Here is a 15,759-nt window from a genome sequence, read left to right as displayed (position 1 = left end):
GTTGTAATGACACATGAGGCAAAGACAATACTTGATAACATTAGGGCATCAAAATATGCAAAGGCAGCGTAATTGAAGATGATGAAAACCGTTGAGAATAAACCCTATAGAGAAATTTGCAGAAAAGAGTTGACAGTATCTATTTGATATTGTCCCGTTCCAACCCATTGCATAACGATATTATAGGTTTTTTCAGAAAAACGTTTGAGGCGTGCTATAGAGTGCTTCATTTCTAAGAACATCGACCCCCTGCCGATAAATTCATTATCTTCCAATCCGGATTCTTGCATTCACGTATATCTTCCCAAAATATTAATCCATTACCACCCCGAGGAAGCCGTGGAAATAAAACGGTAGAAGCCGCAAAAATGGATAATGACAAAAAACCAAGTGCTGCCCAATGGAATGGGAAACCCCAAGAATTACAAAAGTGATCTTTCACAAGAAATTGCATTACGATGAAATTCAAAGCCAAGAATGCCGCGGCCTTTGCATCACTTACCATAATATAGTGATTCAAATAATCATTCACATCTTTCCCGAATCCGTTTTGCATGTTCCCGGGGCATGACGGGTTCGACCCGTCACTTCCAACACGTGGGACCTGGTTATCTGACCTCTTGTTCGTCATTTTACCTCCAAGAGCGTCTTTAATATTTCTTGTTAAGTTAAGTCCCAACAAAAAATTAAAAGGACCCCGCCTTTTCAGACAGAGCCCTTATTCAGACTACTTCTTCTTAATCTTGTCTCTTTCTGTTACCGTTGTTGATGGGTGCTTTTTCGCTTCTTCTTTTTTAACATATTGTCCAGTTTTCGCACTTCTTACATGCTGTACAGTTTTTGTTGCCATGCTTCTTCACCTCTCTTTCCCGGATCGATTTAAAAATCTCCCGAAGAAAGGTTGGTTTTTTTTCTTGACAAGAATTCTTACTCATGTTACTGTCTCCAACACATTCAAAAAACCAAGCACGGGGATTTTTACCCGGTCTCAAAACCCTGATCTTTACCGAGATCAGGGTTTCTTTCACATATCACATGATCCGATAATAGTCAAGAAAAAACCACAATATATGGGGGGGTATGTATAAAAAAACACTATATATAGAGTCTGATGAGTTTTAGCCAAACAGGGCGGTAAGTCCCACGTTTCCTACGTATAACACAAGTTGTTCATTAATCGCCCTTATTGGAATTTGGAATTACATGTTTCGGGATGAAAGAGAGCATAATCGTTGCAGACTTTCCAAATGTGATTTGTGATTGCGTATTCCAGACAAGAACTCATAAGGACCCCGCCTTTTCAGACAGAGCCCTTATTTAGACTACTTCTTCTTAATTTTATCTCTTTCTGTCACAGTTGTTGCTGGCCGTTTTTTGGCTTCTTCTTTTTTGACGTATTGACGAGACCGTGCATCTCTTACAGGTTTAACAGTAGAAAATTTTCCCGCTTCCGACACAGAAGTCCTCCTGGTACCAGGCCCCGCTTCCGGTGTTCGTTTCGCCATTTCATGCCCCCTTCAATTAATACAGTTCTTTAAGCCTGCCCTTTCCTGTCCAATTCCTTTAAACTACCGATTACTTCCCTGTTCTTGTTATCCGGTCACCGCCGGAAGGCTTTGGTGTTGGCTTTGGTGCTGGCTTTGGTGCTGATTCCCCTTGTTTCTTTGTCATTTATTATACCCCTCCTTTTTTTAGAGTGTATAGACTAAGGATTGCGATTATCGGTATTAACAGACCCAACCCGGTAATTAACAGTCTTTGAGACCACTTGAGAAAATTACCTTTCGTTTCGTTTATTCTAAAATTGTTTCTGTACAACTTCCACATGTGTGTAATCATATACCTTTTATAATGATTTGGATCTTCTTCTTTTATAACTTCTTGATTGAAGATATCTCCTTCGCTAAACCATACCCAGTCCGACCTTGCTTTAATCGCAAGATATGCGAAGAACATAGAAAACAGGAGAGTAATTGATGTCGTGCAATAAAAGAACACGAGCCACGGAATTGGACATCCAACAAGAGGGAGGGGCACATTTGTTATTTTCTCTATAAGGAGACCACCTAAGGAGAAAACTAAACTTACAGATAAGCCAGTTACCGTAGTGGATGATGCCCCTTTGGTATCGATTACCTTTTGCCTTTCATTTTCTTCGTTTACCAGGGCGAAGACGATTTTATATACTGCATTGATGACCCCTCTATTTTCGATTCTCAGCACACGTTCAATTTGATCATCGGTTAAATTAAAAGGCCTTTGTTTAGATTTGTTTTCCGACATTGAAGAAAGGTCGGGATTTTGTTTCTCCGCCTGCATAATTCTACTGGTCTCCCCTTTTGAGCCTATTTGTGAGTTGTTTCCTCCCTAACCATATATTCATTGTCCTCCAATCACGATTTAATTTCAAGCATAATATTTCGAGGGGTCGTTGAATACAGATTGAAATGTCGTATCTTCGGAAGCAAAGACAAAAACTCTCTTTCAGCAAGGACTAAATAGAATTTTCCCTTATAAATTTTTCAAAATGAGCTTCTATTAAAAATCAGCCATAACACCTACAACTAAAGGATTTCGCTTGAATGAAACGCTGAGAATTACGGGTAGAAACAAAGCGTAACACACTGGTCACCGAAGTAGTGTCCTGTTCTGACACGTTTTACTTGTTATGTTTTACTGTATCTTTAGGACTCAATCCGTCTATCCTTAATGTCTCGATTATATTGCGTCCCGAAAATGACCGGACTACCGTAGATGCTATGAACTGGGCAATCGCATAACCACGCCAAAGCTCTTTCGGTGCTTTATATGTCCCTTTGTATCTGTCTTCAATACCCGGAAAGACGTTAAGGTTAGATTGAATTTTCTTCAACTTAGATTTTGCCTCAACATCGAGGCATTCTTTTAGCGCCTTTTCAAGATCGTGTCTAATCCTATCTTTGGCTTCCATTTCCGTTAGTCCAGCCTTCGCAGCAAGAAAAGCCTTTAAGAACATCTCGGTCGACATTCTTGCAGATTCCATGGCTTTTGCGTTTGGTGTATTTTCGAGGAGGAGCGCTATAGTCGCTTTTAGCTGCTGGTCTCCGCTATTCAGAAGGGTTTGAGCAAATCCACCGGGAGTTCTTCTTTTCTTTATATCATCAATACCAAACGCATAATCAAAACAGTCTGCCCAAACAGAAATATATTCAAAAAGTTTTCCTTGATCACCCCAAAGCCGAGTCACTATAGTTTCCGGCATGGTTTTGAGCGAATCACGAGCATCGACCCTTACCGTACCGTAAATGATCGGAACTAAGATCGGCCAAAAACAGGAATCGTAGTAAAACACTCCTGTGTACATTGAACCTATCTGTTGTGAGCCAGCTTTTGTGTTTTTCTCAAACCAATAGAATATCTTTTTTACAACCTCATCATTCATTGAGATCGGCATTCCCGTGTATTTTGACCATTCGCCCCACGCCAACCAAGGCCTTTTCCTATGGGGAATATCATTTTTGCTGAATTCTTTGTTAATATTCTCAAGCCATTCTTCTGTCAATTCATACATACATATTTCTCCTCCCTAACCTTCCACATAAACGTCAGACCACATAACGCTGAGGCCCACCGGGAGCCTGATTTGTTCGCGATCCGGTGCATGCGATAGTTAGATGTTTAACCGGATTCCAGCTCACAAAGAAAATCCTCAACTCCACCCCTCTTGCCAGAAAATACTTTTGCGATTGGTACTGAAACCATAGCCTTCTTGAGGCGCGAACGTGCACGGGCCACTTGCGTTTCCCAATACTTGTCAAGGAGTACCAAGTCACAGTAGGCAATGGGAACAACGGCATGAAGAAGATCAATCGCATGATTTCGGGTAATCTTTGTCTGCCCGTCAACAAGAAGTGAGCGAACCAACTCGCGTAAAACAATTCGAGTTCCTCGCTGAATCTGCTGGCCAGATGGCAATCGTCGGATTACTGCCTGAAAGTCTTCATCAACATCAAGTGTATCTCTCAGGGCCTCGACACGATTCGCAATTGTGTCTGCCAAACCATCGAGACGTACGGCAAGCTGTGGTTTTTGCACAACCTTAAATAGGTTGCGGGCCGTAAATGGCTTCAATGAGTTCGGCTTCAGTTGAGCAAACACCCGGAGGAACTCCATGTCTGCGTGGGGTGGAGTAGGTGGTCCACCGGCAAGAAGTTGATCTTCTCTCTTGATAACCACAAAAGGTTCAAACTCTATGAAGAAAACATTGGGCAGAATTGCCTCAACAAGATTCTCTGCGTTTTCCGCCTGTTCCCCAATTGTTACTTTGGCAAACTCTGCCAGATTCAATACAGAGAGTGCAAGAGTTCCATTACGCGACTGCAGTGCTGAAACCATGCGCTTTGCGAGCATTTCGTTTTCTGATAACCTACGTAAAGCCCAATGGTCAAGATAGACAGTAGGAGAAATCTCCACCTGGCCAACCCCCAACTCATCATTGCTATTGATCGTGAACTCGATCATGGTTGTCCAATAGTTTCTCATCTAACATAGGCTTCAGCGGGAGCGGGACGCGATTCGCCGCAAGTCGTCGTTAACGCCTTGTCTTCATAAAATGAGTCAGCATTTTTTTCAAGCGCTTCAGCCGTTTTTTGTCTGTAACCTCAATATAGTGAGCAGAATACTTTGTTTCCAGAACCAATTCCGCCTGAATGAGCGCACCGAACTGGTAAGATTCGATCAGGATGTTGTGGGCAAGATTATTCTCGATTTTTTCGCAATAATAATAGTTGTAAAGACTAGGAGTGAAATAGAACTTCCCTGCCTCCAGTTTCGTGTCGAATCCAAGGTTTATTTCTCCGGCTGTCAGCTTGCGGATAACGTTACCATTTTCGTCCGTCAGCTCGTAAAACGTTCCGATGCCTTCCAGGATATGAGTATCTAGAGTCGGTGCTTTCGGTATGAAAGCCTTAGTGAGTTTATAACAGAACTTGATTTTCTCGGGCTCGACTTCACCTTCGTATGGTATTGTAGCTACCGTTCCTTTCGGAAATGGCAGTACCTGTTCGTATTCCATCTCCGGCTGCAAATCAGAAATATTGACCCTCCATGAGCCTAGGAAACCATTGGGAGTAGTTTTGTGGCCAGAAATGGATAACGTGATACTTCTCATTAAGTACGCCAGTCTACCGCCCTCCTCTTCAAGAACATATTCCTTACCGTCTTGCAGGATGAACCTGACGTTGAAGATATTCAAAGCAGGCACTATTTCGGCGGCTATTTTGCCAACGTCAACATCGACTTTCTCGTCAAGCGTCAACAGCCTGATTCCGTGTCGCTCTGCGACGGCAAAGCAACCGGATTGGTACCCATTTGAGGACACAAAAACAGCCTTATTCGCGTTTACATCACGCGCTTTGGTTACGAAAGCGTCTACTTTTTCGACTGAAACCCTGTCCCTGTAATCTTTGCACTCGATTACGGTCAAATAGTCGTGTAAACCGACTTTGAAACGCAGCGTGACGTCAAATTGACGCCCATTTATTGTATCATTCCATAAGACAGTGGCCCCCTGCGTCTCAGCGTAGTGAATTGCGGCAACCAATCTTTCAAATTTCTTCCAATCTGTATTACTCATAGTCCTCTAGAGCTAGAAACAATTAATATACCACCATCTTATTTTTCATTTCTTTAATATCGTACTCCTGCCTATCAAAAAAGACAATACCAAAACTTACAATTACCAGTTGTATTATTGGTCAACGAAGAAGGGCAACACGTTGCGTCTTTCAGGAAGGAACTGATCAACGATGTCACCTACGTAACAAAAGTTATTGACCGTTAGAACGGCTAAAGGTCATTATCTAACCTGCTTTTTCTCAAGAAAAAGGAGGATATGTTACGTATAGCAGGAAGGAATTAACACAATAAAATGGGAAGTAGCAATAAACCACTTCCCATTTGTAACATGTTTTGAGGCTCACCCACTGTATAGTTTTTGTATAGTAGACATGCGAACTCTAACCCCCAAAACAGGGAAAACCTCACCCTTGAAAATTCCCGAAAAACGAGTAATGAGTAAACAAAAGGTGATAATCGGGAAAAGGTGAGGTAACCCCTTGAAATAACTCTGACTCCGTGAATCAAGGTTCAAATCCTTGTCTCCCAGCCATTGTAAAGATGACCCCTGATGTCAATAGTGGACACGAATAGCCCTCATGCTACCGCTTGCCCGGCATAGAATTGCCTTTCATATACAGCAGGGGATAAATACCCCCCAACATGAGTGTGAATATATCCTTATGGCCTGCAAGATACAGCCAGCCTTCGCCTGTGGGTATATAGGTTATGTCACTTAAACCAGACCCGTTCCTCGCGAAGCTCCTTCGTGTATACCGCTTTGGGAATCCTTCCCATCCTGACACCTCCGTCTTTGTATTTTATCATGGCTTCGGTGTCCACTAAATACATCATAGCTTAAATTTAGACAGGATAGACGGAATTTCAAAGTTTCCTATTGATGGTAATTTGGTATTAGATTTTGTAGAATAAAATCTGAAGACTATGAAAATAACCACCTCCCGCGTTTCACAATTAGTATTCTTAACAGTATTTTTCATTCTTTTCATAAACACTGAATACAGGGGAAAGGATGAGATTTCTATTGCTATAAACAGTTTTTTCAGGGCTGATCCCCTTGTAGTCTTAAGCTTCATCCTTTCCAAAAAGACTTTGATAGCCCTTCTTGTTCCCGGTATATTGATGTTCTTCTTCTCAATACTCCTTGGCAGATTTTTTTGTGGATGGATATGCCCCTTGGGCACTATCATTGACCTCGTTACAGACAAAATAAAAAAGACAGCACCCATCAGGCTACTAAAAACAAACTTTAAATACTATCTGCTGCTCACCCTCCTTTTTGCTGCACTCTTCAATGTAAACCTTGTAGGGATTCTCGATCCCATTGCGATACTGATTCGGGCCTTAACCTTTTTCTTTTACCCTCTCTTCGGATATTCAATAAGGGCAAGCTGGGAAGCCCTATATGGTGTTCTTGGTGAAAAAAGAGACTATGTTGCATTCATATATTCATTTTTAAGGGATTATATCCTGCCCTTCAGGGAAACCTTCTATCCCCTTGCCCTTACCTCCCTCATGCTTTTTCTGTTTATTATCTTCCTTGAAGGGTATGAGAGAAGAAACTGGTGTAAAAACCTGTGCCCCCTCGGGACGCTCCTGGGTTTACTTGGAAAATTTTCCCTCTTCAAAAGGTTTCCACAGAAACTTTGTGCGGATTGTAAGGAATGCAAAAACATATGCCCTACAGCCTTTGATGAAGAGATTCTCCAGAAAGAGGGCTGTATTCTGTGTATGGAGTGCAAGCTTAAATGCAAATTTAAAAGGATAAAATTTTCTTTTAGAGGTATTGAGAGTGGCAATAAAATCCCTGTATTGGAGAGAAGGGTCTTTTTAGGCGGGTTATTCTCTGGTCTTTTTATTTCAAGGGTTTTCTCCTTTCAATCTCCTTACCAACATGAAAGGCTGCTCAGACCTCCAGGGGTAGTAAACGAAGGTGAATTTCTCAAAAAATGTGTAAGATGCGGGGAGTGTATCAAGGTCTGTCTGAAAAGTGCCTTATACCCTGATTATTTCCGGGCAGGTCTGTACGGTATTTTTATGCCCACCATTATTCCGCGTCTTGGGTATTGCGAGTATAATTGCAACCTTTGCGGCCAGGTATGCCCCACCGCTGCCATACCAAATCTTCCGCTGGAACAAAAGAAAAAGAGTATTATTGGACTTGCCGTAGTTGATAAAAACCTATGTCTCCCTTATGCCAAAAAAATCAACTGCATTGTCTGTGAAGAGCATTGTCCTATCCCTGAAAAGGCGATAAGGTTCGAGCTCGTTGAAGAGAGAGATTACAGAGGCAAAAAAATCCTATTAAAGAGACCTTATGTGGTAGATGAACTGTGTAACGGCTGCGGTATCTGTGAGAATAAATGCCCCCTGGAAGGAAAGGCCGCAATAGAGGTCTTTTCAAAAAGGAAAGGGATTATTAGCCTTACATCGACACGGGCAATAGCATAAAATTAGATATAATTCAGGAACATCATGAAAAAGTCTTTTCCCACTGTTGAAAGGATCAGGTAAGGATGATCTTCCCCTTCGGTTCTTCTACAAACCTTCCCACAATCCAGAAGTCTAACTTTGAACCTGATGCGGTCTTCTCAAATATGGAAAGGTCATCTGGATGAATGGCCATAAGAAGGCCGCCTGATGTTTGCGGGTCGAAAAGGATATCATACTGAAAGCCTTTGTCTCTGCCCGTTACATGACTTTTATAAAAATCTCTGTTCCTGTAAAGCCCTCCCGGAACAACGCCTGATTTTGCGAGTTCCACTGCCTCTTCAAAATAAGGGATTTTATCGAGAAATATCTCAACACCGATGTATTCCTTTATCATCTCCTTCAAATGACCCACAAATCCGAAGCCTGTAACGTCTGTTGCCGCATGGGTTCTAACAGAAAGCATCGCCTCCGATGCCTTTTTGTTCAGTGTAACCATTACCTCGACAAGCTTTCTTACCGAATCTCCACTTAGCATATCCCCCTTTATACCTGTATTTAAGATACCTGTACCGAGAGGTTTTGTAAGAACGAGAAAATCCCCGGGGATCGCCCCCTCATTTTTTACTATTTTATCTGGGTGGACAATGCCTGTTACAGCAAGCCCATATTTAATCTCTTCATCATCAACACTGTGACCACCAAGGAGGCTTGCACCGGCCTCCCGTATCTTGTCTATTCCACCCCTTAAGATTTCTTTTAAAATACCGATATCAAACTCTTTCGTGGGGAAACAGACCATGTTTAATGCTGTTACTGGCACTGCCCCCATGGCATAGATATCGCTCATTGCATTTGCCGCTGCAATCTGCCCGAACCAGTATGGGTCATTGACAATGGGGGTAAAAAAATCTATTGTCTGGACAAGGGCAATCTCATCGGTGATTTTATAAACCCCTGCGTCTTCAAATCCCTCAATGCCCACAATGACGTTCCTGTCAACAGGGATTTCTATACCACAAAGGATATTTGTCAGGTCCCCCGGACCTATCTTTGAAGCTCAGCCTGCCCCTCGTACATATTTGGTTAACTCAATATCCATATTTTGAATCTACGCTCCTTTTTTTCTCAAAATCAGGAACTGGATATGCGTTCCTCATTCTTCCTGCCTATTGTCTACTTCTTACTGCTTACTGGTTTCCTGTATCTCTTTCTCCGTCTTCCCTTTCAACATGCGCGGTGAATGTGCTAATAATTTAATGAGTTTCTTTTTAATCCTTTCCGCCTCCCTTGCTGCCCTTTTCACTGCCCGTTCATCATCGACCTTTTCAATCCCCGCATAGTAACAGCAGTCAACACTCTTAAAATTATTATCAAAAACCCTTAAATTACCGTCCTGAAAGTTTATCCTTACATAGCAGAAGCCACCGGGGAGCTCTGACCTCCTCTCCTCAACCACAACCCCGACACCCCATCTCTTATAGTGCTTGTGATATACCCTGTCTCCAACCTGTAAATAGAGTGAATACTCCCGTCCCATACCTAATCTTATAGCACATCTTAAAAGTAGTGAATAGTGAAAAGTGATTGGTGACCTGTTCTTACTCCCCCAGCCACCACCATGGTACAGCCACAATTTTAGAGTGAAGCCACTTTATTGAATTTCCTCCATGTATAAGCATTCCTCGAATTGTTTGCGGGTATTCTTCTATAAAAATTAACAGGTTTTTTATGTCATTAAATGTAGGGGTCTGGGTAAGTTTTACTTCAAAGGCGAGAAGGTTTTTCCCCTGCTCAAGAATAAAGTCAACTTCCTTACCGGTAGTCGTTCTCCAGTAAAATATATTTGCTTTAGGTGCCATTAATTCAGATAAAACCTTGAGATGTAAAAATACCATTGTCTCAAAAAAACAGCCTATCTCACGGGCTTTTTTCAACGCATCCTCATTGTGATAGCCAGCAAGATAGATGCTCAATCCCGGGTCAATAAAAAATACCTTTGGAGTTTTTGTTATCCTTTTCGTCCTGCTTCGATAATATGCTGGGACCCTTTGTATTACATTTAAAATCTCAAGAAGTTTTATGTACCTGTAGACGGTGGGTTGACTAATTCCTGTATCCCCTGCTATCCCTGTCTGATTTAGGATGGTTCCTGTCCTAATGGCAAGGGACTCCAACACCCTTCTAAAATCTATCAAAGATTCAATTTGCGAAAACTCACGGACATCCCTTTCAAGATAAGTTTTCACATAGCCTTCCCACCATAGAAGAATGTTTTTTCTGTCACTCAACTGGATAAGTGGAGGCATAAAACCCTTTGCCATAAATAAAAGGGGATCTACAACTCTAACCTCCTGCTCTTTCACCTGAAAGTCAGGTTTCCATAGATCAAAAAAAATTCCTGATACATCTATAGCCCCTTCCATCTCGGTTATGGTCATCGGAAGCATCTCGAAATATACGGCTCTTCCTGCAAGGGTTTCACTGATATTTTTAATCAAGAGTAGATTCGAAGAACCCGATATGAGGAATCGTATATTTCTTTTTTCCTTATCAATCGTCTGTTTAACAGCGCTGAATATCTCGGGGGCTTTCTGCGCCTCATCAATGATTATTCGATTCATTCCGATCCACAGTGATGCAGGGTCTGCCTTTGCCTGTTGTAGCGTAGGAAAATCGTCAAGGCTTATATACTTAAAGTCTGGAAATTCATTCTGCAAGAAGGTGCTTTTGCCAACCTGCCTTGCCCCTGATACAACAACTGCTGGAAAGGTTTCTATCGCAGATTTTATGTTTGGTCCAATCAACCTCTTTTTATAAATCCATTCACTACTTGAAAGAATATCATTCATACCTTGAATAATATTCATATTTAATCGATAAGTCAAGCAAAATCAATAAGTGTGTACAATGGGAAAACATTTTCAGGCAATCTTAAACAAAAAAGGCGGGGATAAAGCCCCGCCTTTTTATATTTCTTTAATCGTTTTTATACGTGGTCGCTCCACTTTCCGTATTTCTCTCTCAGGATTCTGTGGAGTATCTTGCCCGCGCCGCTTCTCGGCATCTCTTCATCCTTTATGAAGATAATATTTTTTGGAACCTTGAAGCTCGCAATCTTTCCTTTGCAGTAATCAGAAATCTCTTTCTCTGTTGCTGTCTGTCCCTCATGGAGCACGACGACTGCTGCTACCTGCTCGCCCCACTTTTCGTGTGGCACACCTATAACAGCCACGTCTTTTACTTTTGGATTACTGCCAACAACATTCTCCACTTCTGACGGGAATACATTCTCACCACCGGAGATAATCATATTTGCCTTTCTGTCAACGAGGGTATAGTACCCATCTTCATCTATGTATGCCATATCACCTGCGCTGAAGTATTCTCCCTTCATGGCCGCTTTCGTCTTTTCAGGGTCTTTCCAGTATCCTTCAAAAACCTGGGCACTTCTTGAGTAGAGTTCACCCACTACACCAGGCTTTGTAATAAGATTCCCCTCCTCGTCATAGAGCTTCAGGATATCTGTGGCCATAACCTCACGTCCAATGGAGCCAAGTTTTGTCATCTGCTCATGGGGTTTTAAAACGGTTACAATACCGGCTTCAGTTGACCCATAGGCTTCATAAAGATTTGAGTTCGGGAACATCTTCAAAATACCGAGCTTTGTATCCCTTCTTGCAGGAGCTGAGGAGCAGAGAAGTTTTTTCACACAACTCACATCGTATTTTGCCCTCACCTCATCTGGAAGGGCAAGGAGCATAATGTAGTGGGTCGGAACGAGTGAAGTGAATGTAATCTTGTGCTCAGCAAATGTTTTGAGCAGGTTTTCAGGGTTGAAACTTACCATGTTATACGCCATGACTGTACCGCCCACCCAGGTAACAACAAAGGAGTAGAAGAGTGAATTCACGTGACAGCAAGGCATAACAAGGAGGTTCGTATCGTCAAAATTGAACTGATGGTCATAGATCATAATGAAATACTGAGCAAATAGGTTGGCATGGCTCTTCAAAACACCTTTTGGCTTGCCTGTTGTTCCACCGGTATACATGATAACCCATATATCATCTGCATCTACCGTTACATTAGGTTCTTCCGGGCTTGCCTTTGCAATTGCATCTTCATATGAAATGAAGCCGTCATAGTGCGGGTTGTCTATGGCAAAGGAGACATATTTTTCAACTCCAGGAATGTTTTTCTTCATCCCATTTACCTGTTTTATCCATGGGAATTCATTTCCATCCCTGTCCTTTCCACCCTGAACGATGAAAATCTTTGCCTCGCAGTGATTGATGATGTATTCCATCTCCGGCTGTGCAAGTCTGAACATAAGGGGTACGCATAGAAACCCGCCTTTTGCCGCAGCAGCATAAATCTCCAGCCATTCAACACAGTTGTAAGCAAGGACTGCAAACCTATCACCCTTCTTCAAACCCATATCAGCAAGCGCATTCGCAAGCCTGCATGACCTATCATTCCACTGCTTAAAGGTATACGCCTTATTCATATCCTTGATGCCTATCTTGTCCGGCCATTTAAAGGAATTTACCCTCAATACGTCTTTCGCCGTCATCCAGTGCCCGTTCTTCATGATTTATCCTCCTATAAAAATATTTATATATAACTAAGCTACAAACAACGTGTTAGCTATTGCACCTCTCTTTTATTCAACAAGTTCCAGAAGATGGTAAACCTTTTGTGGCATCTTGTTCTGTAAAACATTGTCGATAAGGTTTATCATACAACCAGGGCATGCTGTAACAACAATATCCGCACCAGTGGCCTTGATACCATCCATTTTCTTTCCTGCTATCTTCTTTGTGATGTCGTAATGGTACACGCTGAAGGAGCCACCCATGCCGCAACACAAATCGGCATTTGGCATCTCCACATACTTCAGACCCTTAAGGCCCTTAAGGATTGCCCTCGGCTGGTCTTTGATATCCTGATACCTCACAAGATGGCACGGGTCATGCCATGTAGCTACCTTTCCTTCAAATTCTTTTTTCAATTCAAATTCTTCCGGCGGGATTTTCATAACATCAATCACAAATTCTGTACTATCCTTGACCTTCTTCTCAAACGCTTCGTATCGCTTTTGTTGCTCTTCATTATCCGGGAGGTATTTTTGATAATCCTTAAGTGTAGAACTACACGTGGCACATGCTGTCACTATATAATCAACATCTTTAAAGGCCTTCACGTTTTCATCCGCAAGCATTCGCCCCGTCTCAAAATCACCGCTGAAATAGATAGCCGCACCGCAACAACTCTGCCCCTTGGGGACAATAACCTCAATACCCCTCTTTGTAAGAAAATCTATGACCTTGAGCCCCAATTCAGGATACACAAAATCTGTAGCGCACCCCATAAAAAAACCGACCCTCATCTTTGGCTCTTTCCCATCCTGAGGTTTATTCACCTCTTTCACTATATCCCGCAAAAACACCTTTGCAATCTCAGGTATGTTTCTTCCCTGTCCCAGGGCCTTCAAAAAATCAGGAAGGTGCCTTATCGTTCCCTCTGTCTTTGGCAGTAACCACTGAAATGCCCTGGCCAACCTCACATAATTTCCAAAAGCCTTTCTGTTTGCCATAACCTTCCGGAATACAAGGTTCTTTATAAAACCCAGGCCTTTATTTTTTACCATCTGGGCCCTTGCCCCCACGACAACCCTGTCAATCTGAGCCTTTGCAGGACAGTTTGCGACACACCGCTTACAGAGAAGGCATTTTCCTATGATTTTGCCCAGTTCGTCTGTAAACTGCTGTTCTCCACGAAGGGCGAGTTTTGCGAGATAGTTCTTCCCTCTCGCAACTGATGTTTCAACCCGTTCCTCCTGATACACGGGGCAAAAAAAGGTACAAAAGCCACATTTCATACACTGATCTATATATTTTTCTACTTTCTTAAGCTCTTTCAGATCTTCCATATTCTAAGCTCCCTTTTGCTAATCCCAAATCTTGCCTGGGTTCATTATATTATTAGGATCTAAGAGTGCCTTGATTTTCTTCATTATATCAATAACGACAGGATCCATGATTCTCTTGAAGAACTTTGCTTTTTCAAGACCTATCCCATGCTCTCCAGAAAGCACACCACCAAATTCGACAGCACTTTCAAAGACCTCATCCATTGCCTTTACTGCCCTATCATATTGGTCTTTATTCTTTATATCTGTTAATATCGATGGGTGTAGGTTACCATCACCTGCATGACCCAGTATACACATCTCTACGTCATATTTCTTTGAAAGTTCCTTACATCTCTTAATGAAAGCAGGTATCTTGCCTCTTGGAACAGCAATGTCTTCTGCCATAACAGTAGGTGCTTTTCCGAATACTGCTGCAAACCCTGCTCGCCTTGCAAGCCAGTATTTATTTGCCTCATCCGTGTCCTTTGCTACCCTTACATCCCTTGCACCGTATTTTTTAGTGATTTCTACAATCTTTTCCGTCTCTTTTTCCACTGCCTCCGGGATACCATCTGTCTCGAAAAGTAAAACTGCATCCGCTTCCTTTGGAAGCCCCATTGGCATCATCTCCTCTATTCTATTGATTACCCAGTTGTCCAGAAGCTCAATCTTCCCTGGTATCACCCCATTTTCCAGGACCCTGAATACGCCTTCCCCAGCCATTGCAATATCATCATATACCACCATGATTGTTTTTCTCGCAGGAGGTATTGGATTAAGCTTGAGTTCAGCCTTCGTTATTACACCAAGGGTTCCTTCCGAACTGATAAAGATATGGATCAGGTCATAACCAACGACATTTTTTATTGTCCTGCCACCAAGATTGATAATCTCACCCGTAGGGAGCACAATCTCAAGCCCCAGGATATACTGCTTCGTGACCCCGTACTTCACACATGCAGGGCCGCCAGCATTTTCCGCTATGATCCCTCCCATTGTTGCACCGAGGAAGCTCTGAGGGTCAGGCGGGAAGAAAAGCCCATCCTTTGCAAGCCTCATGGTCAAATCCTGAAGCACAACCCCAGGCTCTACCGTAGCGGAAAGATTTTCCTTATCAATCTTCAATATCTTGTTCATCTTTGTTGTGCAGAGAACGATTCCCCCCATAATCGGCACAGAACCACCACTTACGTTTGTGCCTCCACCCCTTGGAGTCACAGGTATTTTTTCGGCATTCGCAATCTTCATAATTTCCGAGATCTCTTTTGTAGTTGTAGGGAAAACAACAACATCAGGCTCGTGTATCCAGCTTGTAGTAGCATCGTAAGAATATGCCTTCAACGCCTCCGGCGTAGTAAGGACATTTTCCTTACCAACAATTTTTTGAAATTCCCCCACTAACGATTCTTTTATCATCAATACCCCCTATATTAAAAGTAATGTGATTATTATCACTTTTATATCCTTTTCTCATTAAATTTGTCAAGATATTATAACTTTAAAATTTTATAGAATGTCTATAATTTCGTGCCCTTTAAATCTCTTGCAACCTTTCGTAGTGACGTGTTAAAACGTTCATATGCTTATAGTGATTAGTGATCTGCACTTATCTGATGGAACTTCTTGCCATAATTTATCTCACAGGGCCTTCTCGCATTTTTTTGATTATATAAAGGGAAGTATGAGAAAGGAGTATGAAGAACTGATAGTTGTCTTTGCAGGTGATACGCTCGACCTGCTTAGAAGTGAATATTGGATGACAGTTGAGGATAGGGAAAAACCGTGGAATAACAGCA

At 42.2% G+C, this 15,759-nt stretch carries 15 protein-coding genes; 2 read left to right on the top strand and 13 right to left on the bottom strand.

The genetic code is table 11. From position 1 onward, the window contains the following. Nucleotides 1–727: 727 nt before the first annotated feature. From NTU69_11295 to NTU69_11265, 7 genes are all read right to left on the bottom strand, one after another. Complete coding sequence (locus NTU69_11295) at nucleotides 728–850, bottom strand: hypothetical protein (GenBank protein ID MCX5804093.1); 123 nt, start codon at nucleotides 848–850, stop codon at nucleotides 728–730. A 472-nt stretch (nucleotides 851–1,322) separates the two neighbouring features. Beyond that, a complete protein-coding gene (locus NTU69_11290) occupies nucleotides 1,323–1,505 on the bottom strand; it encodes a hypothetical protein (protein MCX5804092.1) in 183 nt (60 codons plus the stop codon). A 169-nt stretch (nucleotides 1,506–1,674) separates the two neighbouring features. After that, entirely contained in the window at nucleotides 1,675–2,319 is a 645-nt protein-coding gene (locus NTU69_11285; GenBank protein MCX5804091.1) for a hypothetical protein, read from the bottom strand. Between the two features lie 340 nt (nucleotides 2,320–2,659). After that, nucleotides 2,660–3,550 (bottom strand): hypothetical protein, encoded by an 891-nt coding sequence (locus NTU69_11280; protein ID MCX5804090.1) that lies wholly within the window; start codon nucleotides 3,548–3,550, stop codon nucleotides 2,660–2,662. A 107-nt stretch (nucleotides 3,551–3,657) separates the two neighbouring features. Further along, nucleotides 3,658–4,521, bottom strand: a complete 864-nt coding sequence (locus NTU69_11275) for a hypothetical protein (protein ID MCX5804089.1) — start codon at nucleotides 4,519–4,521, stop codon at nucleotides 3,658–3,660. Between the two features lie 49 nt (nucleotides 4,522–4,570). Next, entirely contained in the window at nucleotides 4,571–5,614 is a 1,044-nt protein-coding gene (locus NTU69_11270) for a restriction endonuclease (protein ID MCX5804088.1), read from the bottom strand. Nucleotides 5,615–6,327: 713 nt separating this feature from the next. Beyond that, nucleotides 6,328–6,450 carry a hypothetical protein gene (locus tag NTU69_11265; GenBank protein MCX5804087.1) on the bottom strand — a complete coding sequence of 41 codons (123 nt, stop codon included), beginning with the start codon at nucleotides 6,448–6,450 and terminating at the stop codon, nucleotides 6,328–6,330. A 90-nt stretch (nucleotides 6,451–6,540) separates the two neighbouring features. Here NTU69_11265 and NTU69_11260 point away from each other — a divergent pair, with 90 nt between their 5' ends. After that, the gene (locus NTU69_11260; protein ID MCX5804086.1) at nucleotides 6,541–8,067 is read left to right on the top strand and encodes a 4Fe-4S binding protein; all 1,527 of its coding nucleotides are present in this window, start codon (nucleotides 6,541–6,543) and stop codon (nucleotides 8,065–8,067) included. 55 nt (nucleotides 8,068–8,122) lie between these two features. Here the strand turns inward: NTU69_11260 and selD are convergent, their stop codons facing one another. The 6 genes from selD to NTU69_11230 all read right to left on the bottom strand — a co-directional run bounded on the left by selD (nucleotide 8,123) and on the right by NTU69_11230 (nucleotide 15,379). After that, on the bottom strand, nucleotides 8,123–9,148 hold the full coding sequence (gene selD / locus NTU69_11255) for a selenide, water dikinase SelD (protein MCX5804085.1): 1,026 nt from the start codon (nucleotides 9,146–9,148) through the stop codon (nucleotides 8,123–8,125). A gap of 81 nt (nucleotides 9,149–9,229) precedes the next feature. Beyond that, nucleotides 9,230–9,586, bottom strand: coding sequence for a hypothetical protein (locus NTU69_11250; protein MCX5804084.1), 357 nt, complete (start codon nucleotides 9,584–9,586; stop codon nucleotides 9,230–9,232). 61 nt (nucleotides 9,587–9,647) lie between these two features. Next, nucleotides 9,648–10,898, bottom strand: coding sequence for an ATP-binding protein (locus NTU69_11245; protein ID MCX5804083.1), 1,251 nt, complete (start codon nucleotides 10,896–10,898; stop codon nucleotides 9,648–9,650). Nucleotides 10,899–11,035: 137 nt separating this feature from the next. After that, on the bottom strand, nucleotides 11,036–12,640 hold the full coding sequence (locus tag NTU69_11240; GenBank protein MCX5804082.1) for an AMP-binding protein: 1,605 nt from the start codon (nucleotides 12,638–12,640) through the stop codon (nucleotides 11,036–11,038). Between the two features lie 72 nt (nucleotides 12,641–12,712). Beyond that, on the bottom strand, nucleotides 12,713–13,981 hold the full coding sequence (locus tag NTU69_11235) for a (Fe-S)-binding protein (protein MCX5804081.1): 1,269 nt from the start codon (nucleotides 13,979–13,981) through the stop codon (nucleotides 12,713–12,715). Between the two features lie 18 nt (nucleotides 13,982–13,999). After that, complete coding sequence (locus NTU69_11230) at nucleotides 14,000–15,379, bottom strand: FAD-binding protein (GenBank protein MCX5804080.1); 1,380 nt, start codon at nucleotides 15,377–15,379, stop codon at nucleotides 14,000–14,002. Nucleotides 15,380–15,542: 163 nt separating this feature from the next. Here NTU69_11230 and NTU69_11225 point away from each other — a divergent pair. Beyond that, on the top strand, nucleotides 15,543–15,759 hold a 217-nt coding region (locus tag NTU69_11225; GenBank protein MCX5804079.1), incomplete at its 3' end, for a hypothetical protein.

Source organism: Pseudomonadota bacterium (assembly GCA_026388215.1).
Lineage (GTDB): Bacteria > Desulfobacterota > Syntrophorhabdia > Syntrophorhabdales > Syntrophorhabdaceae > JAPLKF01.
Note: the sequence above shows the minus strand (reverse complement) of the source record. Positions and strands in the feature narration are given on the sequence as shown.

Excerpts from the sequence above, each read along its gene's own strand:
- NTU69_11295 (MCX5804093.1), bottom strand. The coding sequence starts at position 850 with ATGGCAACAAAAACTGTACAGCATGTAAGAAGTGCGAAAACTGGACAA.
- NTU69_11290 (MCX5804092.1), bottom strand. The coding sequence starts at position 1,505 with ATGGCGAAACGAACACCGGAAGCGGGGCCTGGTACCAGGAGGACTTCT.
- NTU69_11285 (MCX5804091.1), bottom strand. The coding sequence starts at position 2,319 with ATGCAGGCGGAGAAACAAAATCCCGACCTTTCTTCAATGTCGGAAAAC.
- NTU69_11280 (MCX5804090.1), bottom strand. The coding sequence starts at position 3,550 with ATGTATGAATTGACAGAAGAATGGCTTGAGAATATTAACAAAGAATTC.
- NTU69_11275 (MCX5804089.1), bottom strand. The coding sequence starts at position 4,521 with ATGAGAAACTATTGGACAACCATGATCGAGTTCACGATCAATAGCAAT.
- NTU69_11270 (MCX5804088.1), bottom strand. The coding sequence starts at position 5,614 with ATGAGTAATACAGATTGGAAGAAATTTGAAAGATTGGTTGCCGCAATT.
- NTU69_11265 (MCX5804087.1), bottom strand. The coding sequence starts at position 6,450 with ATGATGTATTTAGTGGACACCGAAGCCATGATAAAATACAAAGACGGA.
- NTU69_11260 (MCX5804086.1), top strand. The coding sequence starts at position 6,541 with ATGAAAATAACCACCTCCCGCGTTTCACAATTAGTATTCTTAACAGTA.
- NTU69_11250 (MCX5804084.1), bottom strand. The coding sequence starts at position 9,586 with ATGGGACGGGAGTATTCACTCTATTTACAGGTTGGAGACAGGGTATAT.
- NTU69_11245 (MCX5804083.1), bottom strand. The coding sequence starts at position 10,898 with ATGAATGATATTCTTTCAAGTAGTGAATGGATTTATAAAAAGAGGTTG.
- NTU69_11240 (MCX5804082.1), bottom strand. The coding sequence starts at position 12,640 with ATGAAGAACGGGCACTGGATGACGGCGAAAGACGTATTGAGGGTAAAT.
- NTU69_11235 (MCX5804081.1), bottom strand. The coding sequence starts at position 13,981 with ATGGAAGATCTGAAAGAGCTTAAGAAAGTAGAAAAATATATAGATCAG.
- NTU69_11230 (MCX5804080.1), bottom strand. The coding sequence starts at position 15,379 with ATGATAAAAGAATCGTTAGTGGGGGAATTTCAAAAAATTGTTGGTAAG.